28 protein-coding genes are annotated in these 24350 nt (G+C 60.8%); 10 read left to right on the forward strand and 18 right to left on the reverse strand.

What is annotated here, in order from left to right; all coding sequences use genetic code 11:
• Positions 1-23 precede the first annotated feature (23 nt).
• Positions 24-1196, forward strand: coding sequence for a MalY/PatB family protein (locus tag I9182_RS14730; protein ID WP_209506183.1), 1173 nt, complete (start codon positions 24-26; stop codon positions 1194-1196).
• 147 nt (positions 1197-1343) lie between these two features.
• Here the strand turns inward: I9182_RS14730 and I9182_RS14735 are convergent, their stop codons facing one another.
• Positions 1344-1697: a hypothetical protein gene (locus I9182_RS14735; protein ID WP_209506181.1), complete on the reverse strand. Its 354-nt coding sequence runs from the start codon at positions 1695-1697 to the stop codon at positions 1344-1346.
• 212 nt (positions 1698-1909) lie between these two features.
• On the opposite strand from I9182_RS14735, the gene I9182_RS14740 reads away from it, so the two are divergent.
• Complete coding sequence (locus tag I9182_RS14740) at positions 1910-2899, forward strand: glutathione S-transferase family protein (RefSeq protein WP_209598783.1); 990 nt, start codon at positions 1910-1912, stop codon at positions 2897-2899.
• Here I9182_RS14740 and I9182_RS14745 read toward each other — a convergent pair.
• A complete protein-coding gene (locus I9182_RS14745; RefSeq protein ID WP_209598784.1) occupies positions 2881-3243 on the reverse strand; it encodes a response regulator in 363 nt (120 codons plus the stop codon). The genes I9182_RS14740 and I9182_RS14745 overlap by 19 nt on opposite strands.
• A gap of 185 nt (positions 3244-3428) precedes the next feature.
• On the opposite strand from I9182_RS14745, the gene cobD reads away from it, so the two are divergent.
• The 3 genes from cobD to I9182_RS14760 are packed head-to-tail and all read left to right on the forward strand — an operon-like array spanning position 3429 to position 6486.
• Positions 3429-4394 carry a threonine-phosphate decarboxylase CobD gene (gene cobD, locus I9182_RS14750; protein ID WP_209598785.1) on the forward strand — a complete coding sequence of 322 codons (966 nt, stop codon included), beginning with the start codon at positions 3429-3431 and terminating at the stop codon, positions 4392-4394.
• Positions 4391-5311, forward strand: coding sequence for an adenosylcobinamide-phosphate synthase CbiB (gene cbiB, locus I9182_RS14755; protein ID WP_209598786.1), 921 nt, complete (start codon positions 4391-4393; stop codon positions 5309-5311). Before cobD ends, cbiB begins: the two co-directional genes overlap by 4 nt.
• 11 nt (positions 5312-5322) lie before the next feature.
• Entirely contained in the window at positions 5323-6486 is a 1164-nt protein-coding gene (locus I9182_RS14760; RefSeq protein ID WP_209598787.1) for a lytic murein transglycosylase, read from the forward strand.
• 75 nt (positions 6487-6561) lie between these two features.
• Here I9182_RS14760 and I9182_RS14765 read toward each other — a convergent pair whose 3' ends face one another.
• From I9182_RS14765 to I9182_RS14785, 5 genes are all read right to left on the reverse strand, one after another.
• A complete protein-coding gene (locus I9182_RS14765; RefSeq protein WP_209598788.1) occupies positions 6562-7248 on the reverse strand; it encodes a hypothetical protein in 687 nt (228 codons plus the stop codon).
• Positions 7249-7634: 386 nt separating this feature from the next.
• Positions 7635-7985: a hypothetical protein gene (locus tag I9182_RS14770; protein ID WP_209506357.1), complete on the reverse strand. Its 351-nt coding sequence runs from the start codon at positions 7983-7985 to the stop codon at positions 7635-7637.
• Between the two features lie 53 nt (positions 7986-8038).
• The gene (locus I9182_RS14775) at positions 8039-11494 is read right to left on the reverse strand and encodes an AAA family ATPase (RefSeq protein ID WP_209598789.1); all 3456 of its coding nucleotides are present in this window, start codon (positions 11492-11494) and stop codon (positions 8039-8041) included.
• Positions 11495-11634: 140 nt separating this feature from the next.
• Positions 11635-12042 (reverse strand): hypothetical protein, encoded by a 408-nt coding sequence (locus I9182_RS14780; protein WP_209598790.1) that lies wholly within the window; start codon positions 12040-12042, stop codon positions 11635-11637.
• Positions 12043-12086: 44 nt separating this feature from the next.
• Positions 12087-13280: a PLP-dependent aminotransferase family protein gene (locus I9182_RS14785; RefSeq protein WP_209506161.1), complete on the reverse strand. Its 1194-nt coding sequence runs from the start codon at positions 13278-13280 to the stop codon at positions 12087-12089.
• Between the two features lie 150 nt (positions 13281-13430).
• On the opposite strand from I9182_RS14785, the gene I9182_RS14790 reads away from it, so the two are divergent.
• Positions 13431-14201, forward strand: a complete 771-nt coding sequence (locus I9182_RS14790; RefSeq protein WP_209598791.1) for an FCD domain-containing protein — start codon at positions 13431-13433, stop codon at positions 14199-14201.
• 23 nt (positions 14202-14224) lie between these two features.
• On the opposite strand, the gene I9182_RS14795 is transcribed toward I9182_RS14790, so the two are convergent.
• The 7 genes from I9182_RS14795 to I9182_RS14825 form a co-directional block, all read right to left on the reverse strand.
• A complete protein-coding gene (locus I9182_RS14795) occupies positions 14225-15058 on the reverse strand; it encodes a hypothetical protein (protein ID WP_209598792.1) in 834 nt (277 codons plus the stop codon).
• Positions 15059-15259: 201 nt separating this feature from the next.
• Positions 15260-15820, reverse strand: a complete 561-nt coding sequence (locus I9182_RS14800) for a F0F1 ATP synthase subunit B (RefSeq protein ID WP_209506154.1) — start codon at positions 15818-15820, stop codon at positions 15260-15262.
• A gap of 5 nt (positions 15821-15825) precedes the next feature.
• Positions 15826-16377, reverse strand: coding sequence for a F0F1 ATP synthase subunit B' (locus I9182_RS14805; protein ID WP_209506152.1), 552 nt, complete (start codon positions 16375-16377; stop codon positions 15826-15828).
• Between the two features lie 86 nt (positions 16378-16463).
• Complete coding sequence (locus I9182_RS14810; RefSeq protein ID WP_005981269.1) at positions 16464-16688, reverse strand: F0F1 ATP synthase subunit C; 225 nt, start codon at positions 16686-16688, stop codon at positions 16464-16466.
• Between the two features lie 48 nt (positions 16689-16736).
• Positions 16737-17525: a F0F1 ATP synthase subunit A gene (locus I9182_RS14815; RefSeq protein WP_209598793.1), complete on the reverse strand. Its 789-nt coding sequence runs from the start codon at positions 17523-17525 to the stop codon at positions 16737-16739.
• A 2-nt stretch (positions 17526-17527) separates the two neighbouring features.
• The gene (locus tag I9182_RS14820; protein WP_209598794.1) at positions 17528-17860 is read right to left on the reverse strand and encodes an AtpZ/AtpI family protein; all 333 of its coding nucleotides are present in this window, start codon (positions 17858-17860) and stop codon (positions 17528-17530) included.
• A gap of 184 nt (positions 17861-18044) precedes the next feature.
• Positions 18045-18956, reverse strand: a complete 912-nt coding sequence (locus I9182_RS14825; protein ID WP_209598795.1) for a DMT family transporter — start codon at positions 18954-18956, stop codon at positions 18045-18047.
• 84 nt (positions 18957-19040) lie between these two features.
• On the opposite strand from I9182_RS14825, the gene I9182_RS14830 reads away from it, so the two are divergent.
• On the forward strand, positions 19041-19376 hold the full coding sequence (locus I9182_RS14830; RefSeq protein ID WP_209598796.1) for a metalloregulator ArsR/SmtB family transcription factor: 336 nt from the start codon (positions 19041-19043) through the stop codon (positions 19374-19376).
• Here the strand turns inward: I9182_RS14830 and I9182_RS14835 are convergent.
• The 3 genes from I9182_RS14835 to I9182_RS14845 form a co-directional block, all read right to left on the reverse strand.
• The gene (locus tag I9182_RS14835) at positions 19373-19786 is read right to left on the reverse strand and encodes a universal stress protein (protein WP_209506141.1); all 414 of its coding nucleotides are present in this window, start codon (positions 19784-19786) and stop codon (positions 19373-19375) included. The genes I9182_RS14830 and I9182_RS14835 overlap by 4 nt on opposite strands.
• Before the next feature lie 125 nt (positions 19787-19911).
• Positions 19912-20826, reverse strand: a complete 915-nt coding sequence (locus I9182_RS14840) for a DMT family transporter (protein WP_209598797.1) — start codon at positions 20824-20826, stop codon at positions 19912-19914.
• Positions 20823-21701, reverse strand: coding sequence for a LysR family transcriptional regulator (locus I9182_RS14845; protein ID WP_209506137.1), 879 nt, complete (start codon positions 21699-21701; stop codon positions 20823-20825). Before I9182_RS14845 ends, I9182_RS14840 begins: the two co-directional genes overlap by 4 nt.
• Before the next feature lie 120 nt (positions 21702-21821).
• Here I9182_RS14845 and I9182_RS14850 point away from each other — a divergent pair, with 120 nt between their 5' ends.
• Together I9182_RS14850 and I9182_RS14855 are read left to right on the forward strand one after the other, a co-directional pair.
• Entirely contained in the window at positions 21822-22403 is a 582-nt protein-coding gene (locus I9182_RS14850) for an NAD(P)H-dependent oxidoreductase (RefSeq protein WP_209598798.1), read from the forward strand.
• Positions 22404-22475: 72 nt separating this feature from the next.
• A complete protein-coding gene (locus I9182_RS14855) occupies positions 22476-23213 on the forward strand; it encodes an aspartate/glutamate racemase family protein (protein ID WP_209598799.1) in 738 nt (245 codons plus the stop codon).
• On the opposite strand, the gene I9182_RS14860 is transcribed toward I9182_RS14855, so the two are convergent.
• A complete protein-coding gene (locus tag I9182_RS14860) occupies positions 23214-23744 on the reverse strand; it encodes a prolyl-tRNA synthetase associated domain-containing protein (protein WP_209598800.1) in 531 nt (176 codons plus the stop codon). It lies immediately after the preceding gene.
• An 87-nt stretch (positions 23745-23831) separates the two neighbouring features.
• Here I9182_RS14860 and I9182_RS14865 point away from each other — a divergent pair, with 87 nt between their 5' ends.
• Complete coding sequence (locus I9182_RS14865) at positions 23832-24347, forward strand: hypothetical protein (RefSeq protein ID WP_209598801.1); 516 nt, start codon at positions 23832-23834, stop codon at positions 24345-24347.
• Positions 24348-24350: the final 3 nt, after the last annotated feature.

Here is a 24350-nt window from a genome sequence, read left to right on the forward strand (position 1 = left end):
TCGGTCGAGAAAATGGAGCAGACATGACTTTCAACGACCTGATCGACCGCCGGGGCACCAACAGTACCAAGTGGGACAAGATGGAGATGCTGTATGGCGTCTCGCCCGAGGACGGGCTGGCCATGTGGACGGCCGATTCCGATTACCCGACGGCCCCCTGTGTGATCGACGCGGTGCGCGAGGCCGCAGATCACGGCGTGTTCGGCTATTCCTGGGCGCACCCGGAGTATCTGGCCTCGGTCCAGTGGTGGATGAAAACCCGCCACGATTGGGAAATCGACACGGACTGGGTTCTGACCACCCAGGGTCTGGGCAATGCTATTGCCCTGTCGCTGGAAGTCTGGACCGATCCCGGTGATGGCATCGTGATCTTTACCCCCGTTTACCATGAGTTTGCTCACAAGGTGAACAAATCGGGCCGCCGGGTCGTGGAATGCCCTTTGGTGCGGGACGGGGAAAGTTATGGCCTTGACCTGGAAGATGCGCAGTCGCGGCTGGACGGGTCCGAGAAGATGTTGCTGTGGTGTTCGCCGCAGAACCCGTCGGGCCGGGTCTGGACACCGGAGGAACTGCGCGCCGTGGCTGCATTTGCCGAGCGCAACGGGCTGATCCTTGTGTCAGACGAGATTCACCACGATCTGGTCTATCCCGGTGCCAAATTTGTGCCGATGGATGTGGCAGCCCCGGATGCACGCCCGTGGACAGTGACGCTGACTGCGGCATCGAAGACCTTCAACATCGCCGGGCAGCGGACCGGCAACATGATCATTCCCGACCCCAAACTGCGCGAGGCGATGAAGCATCGGCTGGCAACGCTGGATTATGGCCCCAGCGCGTTGGGTGTGGCGATGATCACCGCCGCCTACAGCCCGGCCGGCGCGGATTGGGTGGATGCGCAGATCGCGCATCTGGAAGGAAACCGGCGTCTGTTCGATCAGACCATCGCCGAGATTCCGGGCCTGTGGTCGATGCCCTTGCAGGCGACCTATCTGGCCTGGGTCGACTTTTCCGGCACCGGCATGGATCACGCTGAATTTGTCCGCCGATTGCGCGAGGACGCGCGGATTGCAACCTCGTCCGGGCCGGGCTTTGGCACTGGCGGAGAGACCTTCGAACGGTTCAACCTGGCCACGCAACGGGCGCGGGTCGAGGACGCCTGCGCGCGACTGAAACGGGCCTTTGGTGACCTGCAATAATCCAAGCGGTGGCTGGGTTGCCTGGCCTCACAATGGACCGCGCCTGTTGGCCGGGCGCGGACCCCATGGCGAAATCCATAGCGATAGCCAGTCCTACGGCATGGTGGGCGTTACCCTGACCGAATCCGGCACGATGAAAATCCGAGCCTAGTCTTCGTATCCCAGCAGTGCGATGGGCGCATCCGGGGCGCGATAGAAATCCAGCGGTGCCTTGTCATGGGCGGCTGTGCTGCGCTTGAATTCATATCGCATCTCGCCGCCTTCATCCTGATCGGCAATGATCAGGCATTGATACAGAAGATTGGCCCCGTCATAGATATCGACCAACCCGCGCAGGCGCGGCGTTGTTTCCGCCTCAACCGTGAAACCATCTTTCCACAATTTGAGAATTTTATACGTATTGTCACCCATTTGGACACGAAGGCGACTGGCCTTTTTCAATGTGGCGATTCGGGCCGCGTCCAACTCGGCGCGTATTTCCTTTGAAACATAAGTACTCATAAAATCACTCCCCCGCTAATGTCCTCTATTGTGCGGGAACTGTTGTAAAAATCCAGTGAACGCGTTCACGCAACGGGCTGTGCCTGCGGTTTGTTGCACAGAAATACCAGCATTGCCTGTGCGCGCATGCAGGTCATGTGCGCGGGTAAACGCATAGGAACAGGCGGGTCTTGACCCTATCTTTGGCCAAACGCCTGTGCGGAGGATAAGATATGGGCCTGCTGGTCGATGGGAAATGGCAAGACACCTGGTATGACACCAAATCCACCGGTGGCGCATTCAAGCGCAGCGCGGCGCAGTTTCGCAACTGGCTGACCGCCGATGGCCGCGCGGGGCCGTCGGGCAAAAGCGGGTTCCGGGCCGAAGCCGGGCGGTATCACCTGTATGTCAGCTATGCCTGCCCCTGGGCGCATCGCACCCTGATTTTTCGCACGTTGAAAGGGCTGAATGATCTGATCCCGGTCTCGGTCGTGCATCCGGACATGCTGGATCAGGGTTGGACGTTAGAGGCGGATGATCACGGTGCCACGGGCGACGGTCTTTACGAGCTGAGCCATGCGCATCAGATCTATACCAAGGCGGATCCGTCCTATTCCGGCCGTGTCACGGTTCCGATCCTGTGGGACAAGGCACAGGAGACCATCGTTTCTAACGAAAGTTCGGAAATCATCCGCATGTTCAATTCGGCCTTCAACGGGATTACCGGAAATACCGATGATTACTGGCCCGAAGCGATGCGGGACGAGATCGAAGAGGTCAACGCGCGCATCTATTCAGACGTCAACAACGGCGTCTACAAGTCGGGCTTTGCCACCTCGCAAGCGGCCTACGACGCCGCTGTACACCCGTTGTTTGACACGCTGGACTGGCTGGAAGGGCGTCTGGCCCGGAACCGGTATCTGATGGGGGACCGGATCACCGAGGCCGATTGGCGGTTGTTTACAACCCTGATCCGCTTCGACCCGGTCTATCACCTGCATTTCAAGTGCAACAGGCGGCGCCTGATCGATTATCCGAACCTATGGGCCTATACGCGGGAGCTGTATCAATGGCCCGGTGTCGCCGAGACCGTGAACATGGATCATATCATGCGCCACTATCACTACAGCCATGACAGCATCAATCCGCACCGGATCATTCCGGTGAACCCGGTGCTGGATTACAGGGAGCCGCATGGACGCGATCAGCGCCCGGCAGCGTAATGTTCGACCATCGCCACCAGATCCTCTGGCGGCGTTTCGCTTTGAACATAGGCACAGGCATTGGGACTGTGCGCAAATATCGACCCGTCGGAAAAGAAGGTGGTGTTGGTGACAAAAATCACCCGCGCCTCGGGGCGGCGATAGCTGGCAAAATCGGCCACAGCCAATGCGCTTCCGGTTTCCAGAACCAGATCCAGCACGATGATATCAAAATCCGTGCCATAGAGCGCCAGAATGGCGGCCTCCTGAGCGTCAACCAGTGTGACTTCGGCGTCTTGCCGCTCCAGATGTCTTTTCCAGACCCGACCAAGGTCGGGGTTACTCTCAACAATCAGAACTTTCATTTGCAACAACCTCGGCACTTGGTATGGTGAGTGGTGCCGACCCCCGTGGTCCGTGATCTCGTTATTTCCTTAACAAAGTGTTAACAGCAGCCGCACGCTCGCGTGTTCGAGCGGATTTGCTTGTGTAAATGGCAAAAATCCGCTTGAAGCACCCCGAAACCGGTCAATCCCCGCAGAGAGAGCAGATGAGTACACGTGATCACGGCTTGGACCCCCGCGCAATTCGCGACCACGGCGGGGGGCTGGACAGGGCGATTGTCAGGTATGGCGGAGCGCGTGCGGACTGGATCGATCTGTCGACCGGAATCAATCCGCATCCTTATGCTGTCGCGGGCCTGACCGCCGGAGATTGGGCCGAGTTGCCGGATCACGGTGCTTTTGAACGGCTGAGCGATGCAGCCCGCAGGTTCTGGAACGTGCCGCAGGGGGCTGCGATCCTGCCGGCACCCGGTGCATCGGCTGTCATCTCTCGCATTCCGGCGCTGGCCGCGCCAGGGCGTGTCCAGATCACACCGCCCACCTATAACGAACACGCCGCCGCCTTTTCGGCGCAGGGGTGGCGTGTTCAGCCTGAGGGCGCGGCTGACGCCCGCGTGATCGTGCATCCCAACAACCCGGACGGGCGTATCTGGCAGGAAAACGACGTCTCGGCCCCGCTGACCGTGATCGACGAGAGCTTTTGCGATGTCATGCCAGAGGTATCGTTGATCCATCTGGCGGAACGTCCCGGCGTGATCGTGCTGAAGAGCTTTGGCAAGTTCTGGGGGCTGGCCGGGATGCGGCTTGGGTTTGCCATCGGGCGGCCTGAACTGATCAACCGCCTGAACGACCTGACCGGACCCTGGTCGGTGTCCGGCCCGGCCCTACGGGTTGGGACACAGGCCTTGTCGGACGATGACTGGGCTGATGCCACGCGCGCGCGACTGGCGGATGAGGCGGCCCGGCTGGATGCGCTGATGCTGACCAGGGGCGCGGATATTGTCGGTGGCACCAGCCTGTTTCGTCTTTATCGGGTCGATGACGCCTCGGGGTGGCAGGACCGGCTGGCCCGCGCCAATATCTGGAGCCGGATCTTTCCCTATTCGGAAAGTTTTCTGCGTCTGGGTCTGCCACCAGAAAAGGGGTGGGACAGGCTGGAGGCCGCACTGTGAGCCCTGCCCTGATGCTGGTCTGCGCCCTGTGTCTGGACGCGGCACTGGGAGAGCCCGACTGGCTCTGGTCCCGCGTCAAACACCCGGCGGTGGTGATCGGCAACCTGATCGGCTGGCTGGACAAACGCCTGAACCACGGGCGCGGTCGGCGACTGAAAGGGGTGGCGGTGCTTGCCCTTCTGATCTGCGGCGCATGGGGCCTTGGGTGGGGTCTGTCCCAGCTGGGGCCGGTGGTTGAAATCCTCGGCTGTGCGATCCTGCTGGCGCAGAAGTCGCTGGTTGCCCATGTCCGCGCGGTTGGTGACGGGCTGCAAACCTCGCTGGAAGACGGGCGGGCGCAGGTGGCTATGATCGTCTCGCGCGACACGCAGGACATGACCGGGGCACAGGTGGCACGTTCCGCCATCGAAAGCGCGGCAGAGAACCTGAGTGACGGGGTCATTGCCCCTGCCTTCTGGTTTCTGGTCTCGGGGCTTCCGGGGTTGCTGGTGTACAAGGCGGTGAACACCGCCGATAGCATGATCGGCTATCGCACCGAAACGTACCGCGATTTTGGCTGGGCTGCGGCCCGGTTCGACGACCTGCTGAACCTGATCCCCGCCCGCCTGACCTGCGTGATGATCGTGGCGCTGTCCGGCCAATGGTTACGCTGGCGCGAGATTGCGGGGGATGCCCGGCGGCATATCTCGCCCAACGCTGGCTGGCCCGAGGCCGCCATGGCCCGCGCCCTGAATGTCGCGCTGGCGGGGCCGCGCAGCTATGATGGGCAGGTGCGCGACCTGGCCTGGGTCAATGGAGACGCCCCGCGCGAGATCGGCGCATCAGAAGTTTTTCGCGCATGTGACATGCTCTGGCGGGTTTGGGGGCTTGCGCTTGCGCTCGTGTCAGTGTGGGTTGGGGCCGAACTGATATTCTGACGGACCCTTTCATGCGTATACTCTCTGGCCTGATCGCCGCCGCCCTGTTTACCTCACCTGCGCTGGCGCAATGTGGAGGTGGATTTAACTCCTTTGTCAAAGGGCTGAAGACCGAAGCCGTGCAGCAGGGTTTGGACAAATCAGCGGTGAACGGGTTTTTTGACGGGGTGCAGCAGGACAGCGCTGTGCTGAAGGCCGACCGGGCGCAGGGCGTGTTTCAGAAGCCCTTTATTGAGTTTTCCCGTCGTCTGATTTCGCAAAACCGGATCGAACGCGGGCAAGCGATGTCGCGCAAATACGATGCGGTCTTTGATCGGATCGAGCGCGAGTATGGCATTTCCCGCGGGGTGCTGCTGGCCTTCTGGGCATTTGAAACCGATTACGGATCGTTTCAGGGCGACTTCAACACCCGCAACGCCTTGGTGACGCTGGCCCATGACTGCCGCCGCCCGGAGCTGTTCCGGCCGCAGATATTCGCCGCCATCGAGCTGTATCAGAACGGTGATTTCGACCCGGCCCGCACCACCGGCGCATGGGCCGGAGAGATCGGCATGGTGCAGATGCTGCCGCGTGACATACTGGAAAACGGCGTCGATGGTGACGGTGACGGGCATGTCCGCCTGAAGAGCTCGGCCCCTGATGCGCTGATGTCGGGGGCCAGAATGCTGTCTCATCTGGGATGGCGCGCGGGTGAGCCTTGGTTGCAGGAGGTCACCGTGCCCGCGCAGATGGACTGGTCCCTGTCCGGCCCCGGCAAACCGCGTTCGGTGGCGGAATGGCAGGCGATGGGCGTTCAGGCGCGCGGCGGGTCCTTGGCCAACCTGCCCGCCTCGCTGATCCTGCCACAGGGGCGCAACGGGCCTGCCTTTCTGGCCTACCCCAATTTCGACGTCTATTTCGAATGGAACCAGAGCTTTGTCTATGTTCTGACCGCCGCTTATTTCGGAACACGGCTTGAGGGCGGCCAGATCTATGATGCGGGCAATCCCGCGCAGGGCCTGAATGGCGCACAGATGAAACAGTTGCAGACCAAGCTTCAGGCCAAAGGATATGATGTGGGCAAGATCGACGGGATTCTGGGCGCCGGAACGCGGGATGCAACGCAGGCCGAACAGAATCGTCTGGGCCTGCCTGCGGATGCGTGGCCAACGATGGAGTTGCTGGAAAAACTCTGAGCCAGCGGCCCGCACTTCTGCGGTATGACGCGAACCCCCAAGATTACTCGTCGATATCGGCACCGTCGCCGCTGATTATGTGACCGGATATTTCTTGGGGTCAATTCCATGTCTTTGACAGACAATATCAATGTAACTTCCCTTTGGAGGAATACCGCCAAATTTGCTGCGAATACCACTGCGGGTTTCGCCCTGGAAATGGTGAAACCGGGCCCAATCGGGTTCGTAGTCTTCGATTTTCTCGACCGGGTCCAGAAACCCGCGACGCGGCCAATACAAATGCCAATGCTGGCCTCGGTCGATTTCACCGGTGACCCCCAGCGCCCAGCGGGTCACACTTGGGCCGGTTGTCGTCCACGGAAGATCGTAGAGCGTGATTGTCTCGCCCGCCTCATAGCGTTTGACCAGTTTTTCGATGCGGTCACTGCCCAACCAAAACGGGATCGGGACTTCTGACTCAAGGAAATTCAGGATCAGCTTCAGTGCCAGAGAATTTTTGGGAAGACGCAATACGCAATTGTTCATCGCCTTATTGCGCCAGACGACACCAAACAGATAGTCCGGTGGAACATCCAGCGGCCGGATGCAGTAGATATCCAGATCAACCCACACATAGTCGGTTTTTTGCAGCATGTGGATCCGGAAGATGTCTGAATAGACCGCCATCCGTCTCCGGCCACCGGTCAGGTTTTCGGTGGTTTCATCTGTATAGATTTCGCGGGCATCATGAACAACGACCCCTTCGGGAACATCTATGTTCATATCCAGCACGTACAGATGGAAGACATAGCCATGATCCAGAAAGGACTGAATGCATACTCTTTCAACGCAAGATAACGGCGAGCCAAACCAGAAACTTGCAACATGAAAATCCAAAACAGCACCTCTTGCCCAAAGCCGAAACGGGATCGCTGCTGCACTAACGAAGCGGTGCGTGGCTCGTCAACCGCAGCGGCGGTTTTGGCGCGACTTACCCTGCTTTGCGCCAGTGCGTTGTGTCGGGGTGCCCACAGTTTGGTTCTGGCCCGTCTTCGGGCGCGCATATTTGGACTGGTGTTCCCGGCATGGCCTTTGACGTCTGCCGCAGGTTCAGTTCGCTGCGCGGGTTCGTCCATTGCCAAAGTGACTGGCGTGAACTGGTGACTCCCTTATTCGGGCCGTACCGGGTACCGATCCCCTTTCTGATCGATCAGGATCAGCCGCTCGCCACTGTGGACATACAGGTCGCAGCGGCTGAACCCGTTGCGGTACGCGATGCAGACGGAACCGTCATCGGCGATGGAGTAGGTTCCGAATGCAGAATCTCCGCCCGCGTAGGTATAGGAATAGGCGCCCCCGGCCGAAAACTTGGCCTGACCATCATCGTAGAAGGTCAGCGTCTGGCCCGCGAGGGCGTCAAGCTCGGCCACTGTCAGCGGGACATCGCCGGGTTTGACGGGCCAGTCGGCGGCGACAACCGGAGTGGCGGCGATGAGGGCGGGGATCAGGAAACGCGTCATGAGGCCAAGGTAGCGCGTTATGCCTGCAATCTTCATAACGTTGCAGTGAGCGGTCAGGCCACCATCTGCTCAGCCTTCTTCAGGTCGACCGAAACCAGCTGGCTGACGCCCTGTTCCTGCATGGTGACGCCGAACAGACGATCCATGCGCGCCATGGTCACCGCGTGGTGGGTGATGATCAGGAAACGGGTGTCGGTCTGGCGGCACATCTCGTCCAACAGATCACAAAAACGGGTGACGTTGGCATCGTCCAGCGGCGCGTCGACTTCGTCCAGCACACAGATCGGGGCCGGGTTGGCCAGGAAAACGCCAAAGATCAGCGCGGTCGCTGTCAGGGTCTGTTCACCGCCCGACAGCAGGCTGAGGGTCGAGAGTTTCTTGCCCGGCGGCTGGCACATGATTTCCAGCCCCGCATCCAGCGGGTCATCGCTTTCGACCATGACCAGATTGGCCTCACCCCCGCCAAAGAGGTGCTTGAACAGCATGGCGAAGTTTGAATTCACCTGTTCAAACGCGGTCAGCAGACGCTCGCGCCCTTCGCGGTTGAGGCTGGAGATGCCGCTGCGCAAGGCTTTGATCGCTTCTTCCAGATCGGCCTTTTCACTGCTGAGCGTGTCGAATTCTTCCTGAACGTCCTTGCTGTCTTCCTCGGCCCGCAGGTTCACCGCGCCCATGGCGTCACGCTGGCGTTTGTGACGGTTCACTTCGGCCTCCAGAGCATCCGCAGCGGGCATCTGGTCGGGGTTTACGTCCAGCTGGTTCAGCAACTGGTTCGGGGTCAGTTGCTGGTCTTCGGCAATTCGTTCTGCTGCCGCAAGCACGCTTTCCTTTGCCGCGTCACAGCGCGCCTCGGCTGCGGCGCGGTTTTCGCGGGCTTCCGAGGCCAGGCGTTCCGCCTCACGCTCGGCCATCACCACGTCGCGCAACTGTGTTTCTGCTTCGGCCAGCTTGTCGGCGGCATCGGCCCGCCGGGCTTCGGCGGCTTCGATCAACTCGTTGAGCTCTTCCCGTGCCTCGGCGATTTCGCCGGGAGCGGCCATGGCCTCGGTCAGTTCCTCTTCCGAGCTTTCCTTGCGCTCGGCCAGTTCCGAAATCCGTTTCTCGGCCGTTTCCAGACGGTGCCGCCAGCCGCTCAGGTCCTTGGTGACCTCCTGCGTGCGGCGGGTGCGGGCGTCGCCTTCACGGCGCAGCTCATCATGGGTCGAGCGGTGGGTCAGCATGGTGATCCGCGCCGCCTCGACTGTCTGTTTGATGTCCTCAACCTCGGCGCGGGCGCTGTCGAGGTCACCCAGATCGTTCAGCGCCGCCTCGGCCTCGCGCAGCTGCACGCGGGCGGACATGGCGTCTTCCTTGTGACGGTCCACGGCAAGGGTCAGGGTTTCCAGCTTGCCCTGCGCGAGGTTGCGATCCGCCTCGGCGCGGCTGAGCTGGCGTGCGGTTTCGGCCATGCGCTGATCAGCGGCGCGGCGGGCTTCGCGCGCGCGGCGGTCGGCCTCGGTCACGTCCGCCAGTTGCTGCGACAAGGTTTCATGTGCGGCGCGGGCGCCATCGGCCTGCGCCTCGGTGCGGGCCAGTTCCTGTTTCAGCGCCTCAAGCTTGTTGAGCTGCTCCAGTCGCAGCGCCGCCGCACTTGGCGCATCCTCGGCCCAGGCGCGGAACCCGTCCCAGCGCCACAGATCGCCCGAGCGGGACACAAGACGCTGGCCCGGCTTCAACGACGCCTGCAGCCGCGCGCCCTGATCCGCATCGACCAGTCCGATCTGCGCGATGCGACGGCTGAGCCTGTCCGGCCCCGACACGTGCAGCGCCAGCGGGTCGACCCCATCTGGCAAGGGCTGATCACTGTCATAACCTGCCACCTGAACCCAGCCGGACGGGCCGTCACCTTCGACCAGCGGCGCACGGAGGTCATCGGCAAGCGCAGCACCCAGAGCCTTCTCAAAACCCGGTTCCACGCGCAGCAGGTCCATCACCTGCCCGCCTTCGGCCGTGTCGCGTTCCACCAGCTTGGCAAGCGCGGTGGTTTCGGCGCGGATTGCACCCAATTCACCTTCGGCCTCGGACCGTTGCGCACGTGCCTCGGCTTCGCGGGCCTGCGTTTCGGTGCGCAGCTCATCTGCGGCGGCCAGCGCGTCTTCGGCAGCCTCGGCGGCTTCGCGGGCTTCTTCCTCACCCTCTTGCGCGGTTTCAAACGCCTCGCTGGCGCGGGTCAGGGCTGTTTTGGCCTCATCCACGGCCAGCCGGGCTTTTTCCTCTTCCCCCTCAGAGCGCGCCAGTGTCTTGCGGCTGTCTTCGACCAGACGCTGCGCCGACTGGTGACGGGCGACAAGACGCGCCATATCTTCGGTCTGCTGCGACAGGTGGTCTTCGCGGTCCTGAAGGATCGAAGCCGCTTCGCGGGCAATTTCTGCGGCTTCCGCCACCTTTGCGTCATGCCCTTCGGCGGCCTTGGCCAGTTCGCGGGCTTCCCATTCCAGCCGTTCGATCATCTGGCCCGCATCGCGGTTCAGGCCAGTTTCCCGTTCGATATCCTTGCCGAGCTGATGGATGCGGCTGGTCAGCGTTTCAATGGTCTGGCGCGCGCGGGTTTCCTGATCGGTCAGTTGATCGCGCTGCACCTGCTGGCGTTGCAGAACAGCGGCGGCGATGGCCTCTTCCTCGCGCAGGGGGGGCAGGGTTTCTTCGATCCCGGCCCTTTTTGCTGCGGCCGCGCGGGCTTCGGCCTCGGCGCGGGAAGCCTCGGAAAGCCGGTCCCTCAGCTTGTCTTCGGCCTGCTGGCGGGCCATGTCGGCCTCTTTCCAGCGGCGATAGAGCAGCATCCCCTCGGCCTGACGCAGCTGTTCGCCGATTTCGCGATAGCGTGCGGCCTGACGGGCCTGACGGGCCAGTTGCGCAAGCTGCCCGCCCAACTGCTCGAGCACGTCATCGACGCGGGTCAGGTTGGCCTCGGTCGCTTTCAGCTTCAGCTCGGCCTCGTGCCGGCGTTGATACAACCCCGAGATCCCAGCGGCCTCTTCCAGAATGCGACGGCGGGCGCGGGGTTTGGCGCTGATCAGCTCGGCGATGCGGTTCTGCCCTACAAGCGCGGGCGAATGGGCACCGGTCGAGGCATCCGCAAACAGCATCTGCACATCGCGCGCGCGCACATCCTTGCCGTTGGTCTTGTAGGCGCTGCCGACATCGCGGGTGATCCGGCGCACGATTTCAAGCTGGTCGGTGTCGTTGAACCCCGCAGGCGCAAGACGTTCGGAATTGTCCATGGTCAGGACAACTTCGGCGAAATTGCGGGCGGGTCGTGTGGCGGCGCCAGCAAAGATCACATCCTCCATCGCGCCGCCGCGCATGGATTTGGGGCGGTTTTCACCCATCACCCAGCGCAAGGCTTCCAGAAGGTTGGACTTGCCACAGCCGTTCGGACCCACCACACCGGTCAACCCGTCCGCGATGATCAGATCGGTCGGATCAACAAAGCTTTTGAAGCCGGTCAGTTTGAGCTTGCTGAAACGCAATGGCCGCGTGTCCCGTGATTCCTATGAATTGAAAGTCTGCGCAAGGGATGGGGTCCGAGTCAACGCAGTTGCGCAGGATATGGGATATCAGCGCAAGTTATCCACAACATCTTGCCGAAATGCGCAGGAACACGCGTATGTCAGTATGGGATGCATTCAAAGACCTGATACCCGGTACTGCCCCCGACATTTTCATAGATGCCATAGTCGATACATTCATATCGGGGCGTCGAGACGGCAGTCAGCAGCAACCGTTCCCCCGCCTCGCGGTCACACCCCAGAACACCAACCGTGACAGCCGCATCGCCCAGCACGTCGAGGATCGGGCAGCCCGAAACCTGCGCCATGGCCAGCGCGGCGCGATCCCGAACAGGGCCTAGCCGCGGTGCATATTGCGCGTTGATCCGCACCGCCTCGGCGAGATCGCCGCGCACGCGCACATCGAACACACTGCCGTTCACCGCCACGCGGGTGGCAGGAACGTCGCGGAAATGCGGGGTCCCGGCGGCGCAGGCGGCCAGCAGGAGCGGAGCGAGAAACCGGATCATGCCGCAGAGTTGCAGCAATTTGGTTAACAGAACCTTTCCGGACGTCAGGCACGCAGAACTTGGCCCAACCGGCGGATGCCTTCGCGGATTGTCGCCTCGTCCGAGTTCGAGAAGCTGAGCCGGATCGTGTTCGCCCCGCTGCCGTCGGGGAAAAACGCCTGCCCCGGCACAAAGGCCACTTTCACCGTATCCAGCGCCTGCGCCAGCAGGTCAGACCCGCTGATTCCCGACGGGAGTGTCACCCAGACGAACATGCCGCCTTCGGGGCGCGTCCACGCGACCCCGTCGGGCATGTGCTGTTGCAGCGCATCCAGCATCGCATCACGGCGCGCGCGGTAAGTGTCGCGCACTTTCGGAATGTGAGTATCAAAACACGCTTCCGCCACCTGATGCACAGCCATCTGGTTGATGGTTGCCGAATGCAGATCTGCCGCCTGTTTCAGCAGAACCATCTGCGAGATGATCGGCTTGGCCGCAACAACCCACCCCATGCGCAGACCCGGTGACAGGGTTTTCGAGAAGCTGCCACAGTAGATCGTCCGGCAGTTTTCGATCGATCCCTTGCGCGCCTGTTCCAGAGCCAGGATTGGCGGGATCGGATCGCCGTCATAGCGCAGTGCCTGATAGGCTCCGTCTTCGATCAACGCGCAGTCCAGTTCGTCGGTCAGGTTCAGCAATGCCTCACGGCCCGGGCGTGTCAGGGTTTCGCCTGTCGGGTTGGCAAAATCGGGCGACAGATAGGCGAATTTCACAGCGCCATCCTCTGCCGCAGCCCTGAATTCATCGGCCCCCTTGTTGCCATTGAGCCGGTCAAAGCGCGGCTCATACGCGTTGAACGCGGCAAGCGCGCCCAGATAGGTGGGCCACCCGACCAAGGCCGTGTCGCCGGGGGACAGAAACAGCTTGCCCAGATAATCCAGCGCCTGCTGCGAGCCCGAGGTGATCAGGACGTTGTCCATGTCACATTCCACCCCGAATTCGCGCATGTGCTGCACCAGCCACCGGCGCAGGGGCGCATAGCCTTCGCTGACGGAATATTGCAGAGCCTGCGCCTGCATGTCCGGCCCCAATGCCTGCTGAAACGCCTGAGAGAAAGCCTCAGCCGGGAAAAGCGCGGGGTCCGGAATGCCACCTGCAAAGGAAATGATACCGGGCTGATCGAGCAGTTTCAGCAGCTCGCGGATTTCTGATGCCTTCATCCGGGAGGCCCGGGTGGCAAACAAAGGGTGTTGGGACATGAGGCTCCTCCGATCTCATTTCGGCGCAGCCTATGCTTTCTCAAATTAAAGTCAACACTTCTGACCTAATATTTCAGCGGATGTGACCGGGTATTCTTGAACAGCCCCCCGGTCCATGGTCAAATGAGTTGACCAATTTCGGAACAGATCATGCCTTTTCAAAAAGTTCAGACGGAAAAACTGTCGCTTGCGGTCGTTCGCCAGATCGAACTGTTGATCCTGCGCGGCATCCTGCGCCCCGGTGAACGCCTGCCTCCCGAGCGTGAGTTGGCCGAACGGATGGGTGTGTCGCGCCCGTCCCTGCGCGATGCGGTGTCCGAGCTTCAGGAACAGGGGTTGCTGACAACAAAAGCCGGGTCCGGGATCTATGTGGCCGAGGTTTTGGGGTCGGCCTTTTCGCCAGCGCTGATCCGGTTGTTCAGCAGCCATGACGAAGCCGTATTCGATTACCTGTCCTTTCGCCGCGACATGGAGGGGCTGGCGGCAGAACGGGCCGCGCGGCTGGGATCAGAGAGCGATCTGAAGGTTGTTCAGGCGATCTTTGACAAGATGCGGGCGGCCCATGACCGGAACGCCGCGGACCAAGAGGCGCAGCTGGATGCCGAGTTTCACATGGCCATCATCGAGGCCAGCCACAATGTGGTGATGCTGCATATGATGCGGTCGATGTATGACCTGCTGGTACAGGGTGTGTTCTATAACCGACAGACAATGTTCCGGCAGCGCGCGACCCGCGAGGCCATTCTGGACCAGCACAGCACTATCAACGCGGCCCTTCAGGCCCGCGATCCAGCAGCCGCACGTCAGGCCGTCGAAACGCATCTGAGTTTTGTCGAACGCTGCATGATCGATCAGCAGAAGGCCGAGCGGAACGAGGCTGTTGCGCAGCAAAGGTTGCAGCACGAAACCCGTCAGGCCTAGCGCTTTCCGAGCGCCCTCAGGGATCAGGCGGCCCCGGTCTCGGGCTGGATCAGATGGGACGGGAAAGCTGCGCCACTGCCTTCGCCCAGATCGTCATTCGGGGCGATGGTTGTCAGGGCCGGGTCGATGAACAGCCGCGCGCCCCGATCCCTGAGATGTTTGTGCAGCATCACATGTTCGCACACGAGGTCGCCCTTTTCGTCCCGGCAGGAATAGCGCAGGCCACGCAGGGCGCGGGTCTTGTACAATCCTGCACCGCCAAAGGCGCTGTCGACCGGTATCAGTGGCATATCGGACGGGATGTGGTACTGCCGGTCGAAAACCGCTGATTTCAGAAGAACTTTCCGCCACTTTCGGCGCCCGAACAGCGGTTTGCGCGTTGTCTGAATTCTTTGCCAGACGTCTTCGTCACACCAGCCCGCGCAACGCAGGGCGCAGATATCGTAATAGGCCGGTTGGGAATTGGCGAAGACACCTTCCCAGCGCGGTACGGACCGTTGTGCGGCAGTCAGAACCGTCTGAACGTCCAGACAGACATTCGGCCCGTTCAGATCCAGCACCAGTGTCAGGTCGTGACCGCTGTCGCGTTCTTCCAGCCTGTTGAGGACTGCGTTTCTGGCCGCCGTGATCCGCTCGACCCGGTCTGGCAGTCTGGACGCCAGACCATCCATGCGGACAAGGTCCACATTCGGGTCGCGGCGCGCGAATTCGGACAGAACCCGATCTGTACGATCGGCGTTGTCGTTTGTCGCGATGGTCACGGAATAGCGGTGCAAGCGGGTGGTCAGGTCTTCGATCCTGTTGATGCTTTCGATCAGCGCGGCCCCGCCGTTTCTGACCACCCCAACAATATTCATCGAAACGTCTTCGCCTGCCACGGCCCGTCTTTCCCTGCTCTTTTCGCACCCTTAGACCCCAAGCGGAACATTCAGACCCTCTGAAGGGTACAGAATCCGGGTGATGTTCCGGTCAATACAATCAGCCCCGCCACCAAAACAAAAGACCCGACAGCGCAATGCTCTCGGGTCATCTGCGTTTTTTACCTGTCGGTGTCCCCGTCAGTGCAGCTTGGCGCCCACATCTGCGATCGAGGCCTCGATCAGCTTGTTCGCCTGCGCGGCTGTCATTTGCTTGGCCAGAACCGAGCTGGCAGCGGCAACCGCAACCGAAACGGCCTGATCGCGCACGTCTTTCACAGCCGAGGCTTCGGCCGAGGCAATCTGGTCCTGCGCAGCAGCAAGTCGGCGTTCGATCGACTTTTCGAGATCGACTTTCGCCTGGTCCGCAGCCAGAGCCGCGTCCTGTTTGGCCGCCTCGACAATCGCGTCGGCCTGTGCCTGCACTTCACGCTGCTTGCGCTCGTACGAAGCCAGCAGGCTGCGTGCTTCTTCATGCAGGGCGCGGGCTTCGTCCAGCTCGGCCTTGATGCCTTCGGCACGGTTGTCCAGCGCACCGCCGATCATGCCCGGCACCTTGAAGTAGAACAGGACCGCGATGAAAACGATGAAGCCCAGAAGGACGACAAAGTCGGTGTTGCCAAGCGAGAAGAACGGGCCGCTTGCAGCCAGCGCGGGGCTGGCGGCACCAACGGTCAGGATAAGGGCAAGAGTGTTCCGCATGTCACTTATCCTTTCATCTGCGCGTCAATGGCACTGTCGATGGCTTTGGCATCCGCCTCGCCGCCCAGCGCGGTGACCAGTTCAGCCGCCGTATCCTTGGCGACCACTTGAATGCTTTCCAGCGCACCGGCACGGATTTCGGCAATTGCCTTTTCCGATTCAGCCGCCTTTGCAGCGATTTCCGCATCCGCCCTTGCAATCGCGTCATCCAGACCAGCCTGGATTTCTGCGCGTGCTTCGGCCGCGATACGCTGCGCTTCGGCACGGGCATCGGCCAGCGCCTTGTTATAGGCCTCTTCGGCCTCGACCGCTTTGGCCTTCAGATCTTCGGCCGCAGCCAGGTCATTTGTAATGGTCCCCCGGCGCTCGGCCAGGATTGCCGCGATGCGGGGCAGAGCCACGCGAGACAGGACCAGAAAGATGACGACCAGCGTAATGACCAGCCAGAAAATCTGGTTGGGGAACCAATCGAAGCAGAGCTGCGGCATCCCGATGGCAGAGCCATGCGAGTCGACGCACGCGCCAACTACTTCTTCGCTAATGGGTTCAGTCGCCATGATGTCCTCCGTCGGAACGTTGTCTTTACAACAGGTGGGCCGCTATGGCTTGGACCCACCTGCGCGTAAGGATCAGGTTCCGCAGATTAGACGGCGAACATCAGCAGCAGCGAGACCAGGAATGCGAAGATCCCCAGGGCTTCTGCGAATGCGATACCGATGAACAGGGTTGCGGTCTGCGAAGCAGCCGCCGAAGGGTTGCGCAGGGCGCCGGCCAGGAAGTTGCCTGCAACGTTGCCCACCCCGATTGCGGCTGCGCCGGAACCGATTGCTGCCAGGCCTGCGCCGATGTGTGCGAGATCGCCTTCCATGATGTATCTCCTTACGAATTGGAAGTTTCGATGTTGGGTTATCGGACCTTAGTGCGAAGGATGCAGCGCATCTTTCAGATAAACACAGGTCAGAATGGTGAATACGTAGGCCTGAATGAAGGCCACAAGAACCTCGAGACCATACATTGCGGTGATCGCCAGAACCGACACGGGCGAAATCAGGGAAATTGCGGCAAAGCCCGCAAACACCTTGATCACCGCGTGGCCCGCCATGACGTTACCGGCAAGACGAATGGAGTGGCTGACGGGGCGCACGAAGTACGAGATCAGCTCGATAATCGCCAGAATGGGGCGCAGCGCCAGCGGCGCGCTGGAGACCCAGAACAGGCCTAGGAACGCGGCGCCGTTCTTGACGAAACCCAAAATGGTCACGGTCAGGAACACGGCCAGCGCCAGCGGGATGGTCACGGCGAAATGCGATGTGGTGGTGAACGAGGTCGGGATCAGGCCCAGGAAGTTCGCGGTCACGATGAACATGAACAGGGTCATGACATAGGGGAAGAACTTGACGCCTTCCTTGCCGCAGATGTCTTCCAGCATCTTGTAGATGAAGCCATAGGCCAGTTCCGCAATCGACTGCATCCGGGTCGGGACGATGGCGCGCTTTGACGTGCTGAGAACCAGCAGGCCAATGATGGCAACAATTGCCAAGAACAGCCACAGGGTCACGTTGGTGGGTGTGTACCAGGCAATAGGACCGTCGCCGAACAACGGCTTGACGATGAACTGGTCCATCGGGTGAAACACCAGGCTGCTGGCTTCTGCTGCGTGGTCTGCGCCTTCGGCGCCGTGTGCTGCGGTGGTCTCGCTTGCCACGTTCAGTCCCTCTCGTCCTTTTCGGCCTGCATGTGGGCCGCTTGTTTATCTTGAACCTCTTTCGCGCTGCGGAGCATAACCTTCACGCCCGCGACAAGGCCCAGCAATGTGAACAGCACCAGAAAGATCGGGATCGTCCCGAGCAGGCTGTCCAGCCCGTATCCGATGCCAAATCCGATCCCCAGACCGGAAACCATTTCGATGACCATCCTCCAGGCAAGCTCGCCCCCGGATATGTCACTGTCAGCGCGGGCAGCCGGTTGTCTGGCCTTTTTCACCGCGTCGATCTTGGCCTCAAGCTGCGCCATACGCTGCTTTTGGTCGTCATCGGTCACGGACGGAATCCTCGCGCTGTCTTGCGCATGGTGCTAAGGCGCGAAAGGCACGGAGTCAACGGCGTTGATGGCGTGAAATGACGCAGGCTATCATATTGTTTTTACTATAATATTTAAGGATCATTTGCCCAGCCGGGTTGCCTGCGTTTGGTCGGAACGGCGTTAATTAGCCAAAAACCCATATTCAACCTTTTGGTTGATCTTTTTCTGCCAGCTGAGGCCAAAGGCGTCGAACAAGGCGTCCGTCGATCAGCAAGAGCCCGGCAAAAATCGCCGCCATGCCCATCAAATGCTCGGGGTGCAAGGTTTCCCCTAACACCCAGATTCCAAGTATCAGGGCGGAAACCGGTGCGATCAGCGTGACAGTCGAAATGTTGGTTGGCCCGACCCTGGGCAGCAACCAGTAGAAGGCAATGAAAGCGGCCGAAGTCAGCACAAATCCGATCATCAGCAACGAAAGCCAGGTTTCAGTGCGCTCGATCACCGGCAGGCCTTCACGCCAAAGCGCCAGGGGTAAAATTGCCAAGGCCGCCCCCGTCAGGGCCAGGGCGACCAGCACCACCGGCTGCATGTCTCGGAAGGCCCGCGCAATGTTGACGGAAAACGCGTAACAGATCGGCGCGCACAGGGTCAGCAGAACCGCCCAGAACTGAGAGGTTTCGCCATTGCGCAAAATCGGAACGGACAACACGACAATCCCGATGAAGCCGCACAACACGCCAAGGGATTTCAACAGCGTCGCACGCTCGCTTCCCGGCCAGAAATGCGAAACGATGACGGCAAAGGCCGGTGTTGTCGCATTCACGATCCCCGCCACGCCGGACGCGATATGCTGCTGCCCAAGCGCATAGAACGCAAATGGTGCGGCATAGCTGAGCGCCCCGAACCCCAGCAGACCAATGGCGCGCCCGAGTGTCAGGTGAACCGGCATACGGGCGGCAATCACATAGATCCAACAGCCCAGCGCCCCAAATGCAACACGCCCCAATGACACGGATAGCGGCCCAAGTTCGCGCAACAATATGGCGTTGAACATGAAAGACATGCCCCACCCGATGCCAAGGACGCAGATCACCAGCCAGTATTTCAGCGCCATTGCCGCCCCCCTTGCGCATCACCGCTGCAAAGTGACGTGATGGGGGAAATTGTCAAACGGGTTCTCGCCCATTAGGAAAGACCCATGTCCAACGATCTCGACACCGTGTTTGCGGCCCTTGCCGACCCCACCCGCCGCGCCATTCTGGCGATGCTGCTGGAGGACGATATGGCCGTGACGGATGTGGCCGAGCCGTTCGAGATGTCGCTGGCGGCGATCTCGAAACATCTGGTCATCCTGACCAAGGCCGGGCTGATATCACAGGAAAAGCGCGGCCGGGTGAAATGGTGCAAGCTGGAACCCGACGCGCTGCGCACCGCTTCGGTCTGGATGCAGGGGTTCGGTCAGTTCGAACCCATCAACCTGGATGCGTTCGAACGGTTTCTGGAAGTCGAGCTTCCGACCTCGGACGAGGCCTAGCGCACCACGAAGACCGACATGCTGGCATGTTTGGCCAGATATCCGGCGTGGCTGGAAAAGATGTAATCGGTGATCCGGGGCGCATGGGTGCCCACGATGATCAGGTCTGCACCGATCTCTTCTGCCGCGCGGGTCAGGTCGCTGTCCACTTCGGCAGCAACATCGACCGAGTGTATCTTGCGCACCGCAACTTCGGCCGCGCCTTCTGATGCAAGCTGTTCGGTGAATTCGGCCAGTTGCTTGTCTATCTCGGCCTCGGCTTCCGAGGATGCACCCATATGGGCCCCGCTGACACTGACCAGAGTGATCTTGGCGCCCTGCCATTTTGCCACCTGCGCGGCGACATCTGCGGCCTTGCGAACCTCGGGCGGCAGATGGCGGTCAATCGGCAGCATGATATGTTTGAACATAATCTCCTCCTTTTGTCCGCTTTCCAAGGTAGTCCTGAGACCAAGGGCCTACCTTGATCTGGCTCAACAGATTCTGCTTTTGGAATTCGTGGGCAATCGGTACCGGCCTGAGACCGGGAGCGGCTTTATTCAGCTGCCCGGCGTTGGGGGCTGTTGCGCGGGGCCTCTTCCTTCAGCAGCATCAGCAGGGCAATGACCGTCAGCGCCACACCGCCCAGGATCAATCCCGTCGGGACAGGTTTGCCCAGCGCGATTTCCCACAGGATCACCCAGCTTGGCACCAGATAGGTATAGGCCATGACCTTGGCCGACGGCAGCCGAAGCGAGGAGAATTGCACCAGAACGAAACTGGCCGCTGTTGCGAAGAATGAGATATAGAACAACCCGATCCAGACGATGGCGGGAAGAGCTGCCCAATCGGTCGCCTTCAGGTCGGACCAGCCGAACAGGACCAATAACAAGCACCCGGCAACCAGCGTTCCGAACGTGAACACGACGGCAGGTTCCCCGCGGTTCAGCCTGCGGATCATGGGGGTGTAGATCGCGTGCGCGACGCATCCCCAGAAATAGATTATCTCGCCCCCGCCGATCTGGAAGGCGCGGAACATCTGCCAGTCGGCCCGAAAGATCACCCACAGCGCCCCAATCGCACCGATGGACAGGGCCATTGCCATGCGCGGCGTGGTGATCTGGCGCAGCAGGACCCAGCCCGCAATGGCCGAGACAACGGGGGTCAGGGTGAAAACCGCGGCAGCGCTGACCGGCGGGGCAGTTTGCAGCCCGTAAAACATCAGGACGAAATAGGTGGCGAACAACCCGCCCAGCACCAGATACCGCCAGGGCGCCTGTGCGGCACTTCGGGGCAGACCAGTTGTCGCCAGCGCCGCCACACCAATCACCACAGCCGCGATGGCAAAACGCACCGCATTCAAGGCCGCCGGCGCAATTTCGTTGGCAATCATCGACCCAAGCGAAAAGCTGCCTGCGACAAGGGCGGAAAAGGCTAGCATGGCCAGATGGCCACGCATCTGCGGGTTCATGGACACCAGCCTTTGGAGGCTTCTTTCAGAAAACTCAGGAACGCTTGCACCTTGGTGGTTCGGTGCAGGTCCACATGGGTCACCAGCCACAGGTTGCCGAACCATTCCGGAAGCGGGTCGATCACTTCGACCAGAGTGTCATGACGGGCGGCCTCCCAACGGGCCATAAAGCCGATACCGGCCCCGGCCAGAACGGCCTCGCGCATACAGAAATTGTTGGTACAGCGAAAGGTGATGCGGTCGGCGGATACCGTGTTGCGCAGCCACCGGGTGAACGGCGCGCGGCTGCTTTCATCGTCAGAACTGACGAAGTGGTGGTTTCCGAAATCCTCGATGCCCGAGGGTTTGCCGTGCCGTTCGATATAAGAGGTGCTGGCATAGAGGCCGACTTCTTCCTGCCGGAAGGGTTGCACAACGTTGTCGGGCTGATCCGGGGCCGATCCCGCACGGATTGCAACATGTGCCTCGCCATATTCCAGCCGAAACAGGCGGTCTCCGGTCAGGTAGCGCACGATCAGCTCGGGGTGCATCTTTTGAAATTCGGTCAGCGTCGGCACCACCAATGGCGCGATGGAGCCCAGCGACGTAACCACCAGTTCGCCCGATACATCGTCACCGCGCCCCTTCATCCGGCCGACAAGCTGGTTGAACTGGTCTTCGGTGGCTTGCGCAACGCGCAGCAAATCGTCGCCCGCTTCGGTCGGGGTATATCCCCGCGCGTGACGCTGGAACAGTTTGACACCCAACCGGGCCTCGATCGCGTCGATGTGGCGGATCACTGTGGCGTGGTGCACGCCCAGAACCTCGGCCGCACCGCTGACAGTTCCCATGCGTGCCACCTGATAGGCGGTCCGCACCTCATCCCAATTATCCATGGCAATACCGTTATTGTGCAATTTCCAACAATAACTGTTGATATATCCGAGTTTTGTTCACAAACGCAATAATCATATTGGAGCCAGCACAAGATTTCTCTTACCCAAAGGACCCAATCAATGGCTAAAACCATCCTGCATATCGACGCCTCTGCCCGCCGCGTGGGTTCAACCACCCGCGACCTGTCTGACCGCATCGTCCGACAGTTGGGTGCCGCCCGCATCATCCGCCGCGACCTGGCTACCCCCCTGCCCCTGCTGACCGAAGACTGGATCGCCGCCAACTTTACCCCGGCCGAGCAGCGCGACGACCTGCAACGCGACCGGCTGGCCCTTTCGGACGCGCTGGTGACCGAGTTGCAAGAGGCTGACACCATCGTTATCGGCCTGCCGATCTACAACTTCTCGGTCCCCGCCGCATTCAAGGCCTGGATCGACCTGGTCGCCCGAGCGGGCCTGACCTTTTCCTATTCGGAGAACGGCCCAAAAGGCTTGCTGGAGGGTAAACGCGCCATTCTGGCAATCGCGTCGGGTGGTACTGCTGTCGGGTCCGAGATCGACTTTGCCACCAACTATGTGCGTCACGTTCTGGGCTTTATCGGCATCCATGATGTAGCGGTCATCGCCGCGGATCAGATGGCGGTGAACCCCGAAGCCGCGCTGGAAAGCGCCAAAAAGGCGGTGACAGAACTGGCGGCCTGATCGCCTCTGGTCAATGAGCCCTGAAACGTCCAGTCTGCTGGTCAGATGGAACTGGCGGACTGGATAGCGCGCATGAAGAAGATCGGAATTCTGGGTGGTGTGGGTTGGGCCTCGACCGTGGACTATTACAGGGCCATTGCCGAAGGTGCCGGGCGTCACTTTGCGGCGCGCGGCCACGGCGCGCCCCTGCCGATCCCTGCCATGACCATCGAGTCTGTCACACAGGCCAAGACCCGCGCTTTGCGGGGTGTCGCCGGGGACGAAGCCAGCTGGGCGGCGTTTGATGCGGTGTTTCGCGACGCGCTGCTGACGCTGGAGCGCGCAGGCTGCGATTTTGGCATCATAGCGTCCAACACCCCGCACGCGCGGCTGCACGCGATCAGACAGGGTGTTTCCATGCCCATCCTCAGCATTTTCGACGCGACGGCAGAGGCTACGGCCAGCACAGGCGTATCAAACGCGTTGGTGCTGGGAACAACCGTGACAATGCAGGCCACCAACTATGCGGATCGTCTGGCGGCCGAGGGCATCACCGCAAATGCGCGGCTGCCCGACCCCGAGATTTCCGAGATGCAGGCCATGATCGACAGTGATTTCTACGGTGGTGCCTCTGATGCGGCGCGCGCAAGGTTGCTGGCCTTTTGCAACAAACATGCCCGTCCCGGAACCGCCATTCTGCTGGCCTGCACCGAGCTGCCGCTGGCCTTTCCAAAGTATCTGGATGACCCGGTATTCGAGGCCGACGGGCACCTGTTCATCAACCCATCCGCCGCTCATGTCGCCGCCGCGCTGAAACTGGCGCTTGAGTGATCAGGGCAGCCACGTAACAGTGCAACCGATGCGATCGAAGAACGCCATCACGTCGGATTGTTTCATCACAACGGTACGGTCATTGACCAACGGGTGCATATAAATCACCTCGGCCCCTTGGGCGGCGGCGTCCATGAAGAATTGCACATCGTTCTGCACGCCGTTGATCATCGCCAGCGGGCTGACCGCGCCGGGGCGAATACCAAGGTTCTGCAACAGCCGGTCTGCCGACCCAAAGGACAGGGCGCCGACACCCAGTTCTGCGCCCAGCTCCTTGAGGTCAATCTCGCGGCTTTGTTCCAGCGTCACCAGGTAGTTGCGCTTTTTCTTGTCGCGCAGGTACAGGTTCTTGACCCGCAACGCGTTCTCGCCCGGCACCATGAACTGGCCTTCCACGGCCTTGGAGTCCTCGACCGTGCGCAAGGGAACATGGGTATGCAGGCGGTAGGGCAGCCCCCAATCATCCAGCTGCGCCAACAGCGCGTCAGAACTGAGCGGCAATGTATCCTGAAATGTGGATGATGCGTCCATGGGGCCCTCCTGTTTGTAGCGCTCATCGCGCAACATGGCGGCGAATTCAAGCTGGGGCAGAGCAGAAAACGGTGCTAGCGTGCTGCCATGAAAGTCACTCGAAACACTCCGACCCAACTGATCCTTGCCGACACGCCCTGGTTCATCGGAATCATGCTGGTCTTTTTCATACTGGCCTTTGTCGGCGCAGGTCTGGCCATGGTCAGTGACGGCGGCGAGAATATCTGGTTCGGGCTGTTCTTTGCATTAATCGGCGGCGGGCTAGGCGTCGGGGCGTTTTGCGTTTTCGTGCGGCGGTTTCAGGTCATTCTGGACCGCACAAAGAACAGCATTCTGATCCGCAGGCAGTCTGTCTTTGGCTATGAAGCGATTGAGCATCAGCTGTCCAGCCTGTCCCATGCCGAAGTTGAAAGCTCGACTTTCCGCAGCGACAGCAGCAGTTCGACGCTGTATCGCCCGGTTCTGGTGCTGGACAAGGGAATGAGCGAAGGGCGTCATCCGATTGTCGATGCGTACTCGAACGGGCGCGGCGCGCATAATCTGGTGGACGCGGTCAATGCATGGCTGCCCGCGCAGCAGGAAGACGCGAAGGAACAAGCCTGACGA

This window comes from Ruegeria sp. HKCCSP351 (assembly GCF_017872535.1).
Classification (GTDB): Bacteria; Pseudomonadota; Alphaproteobacteria; order Rhodobacterales; family Rhodobacteraceae; genus Ruegeria.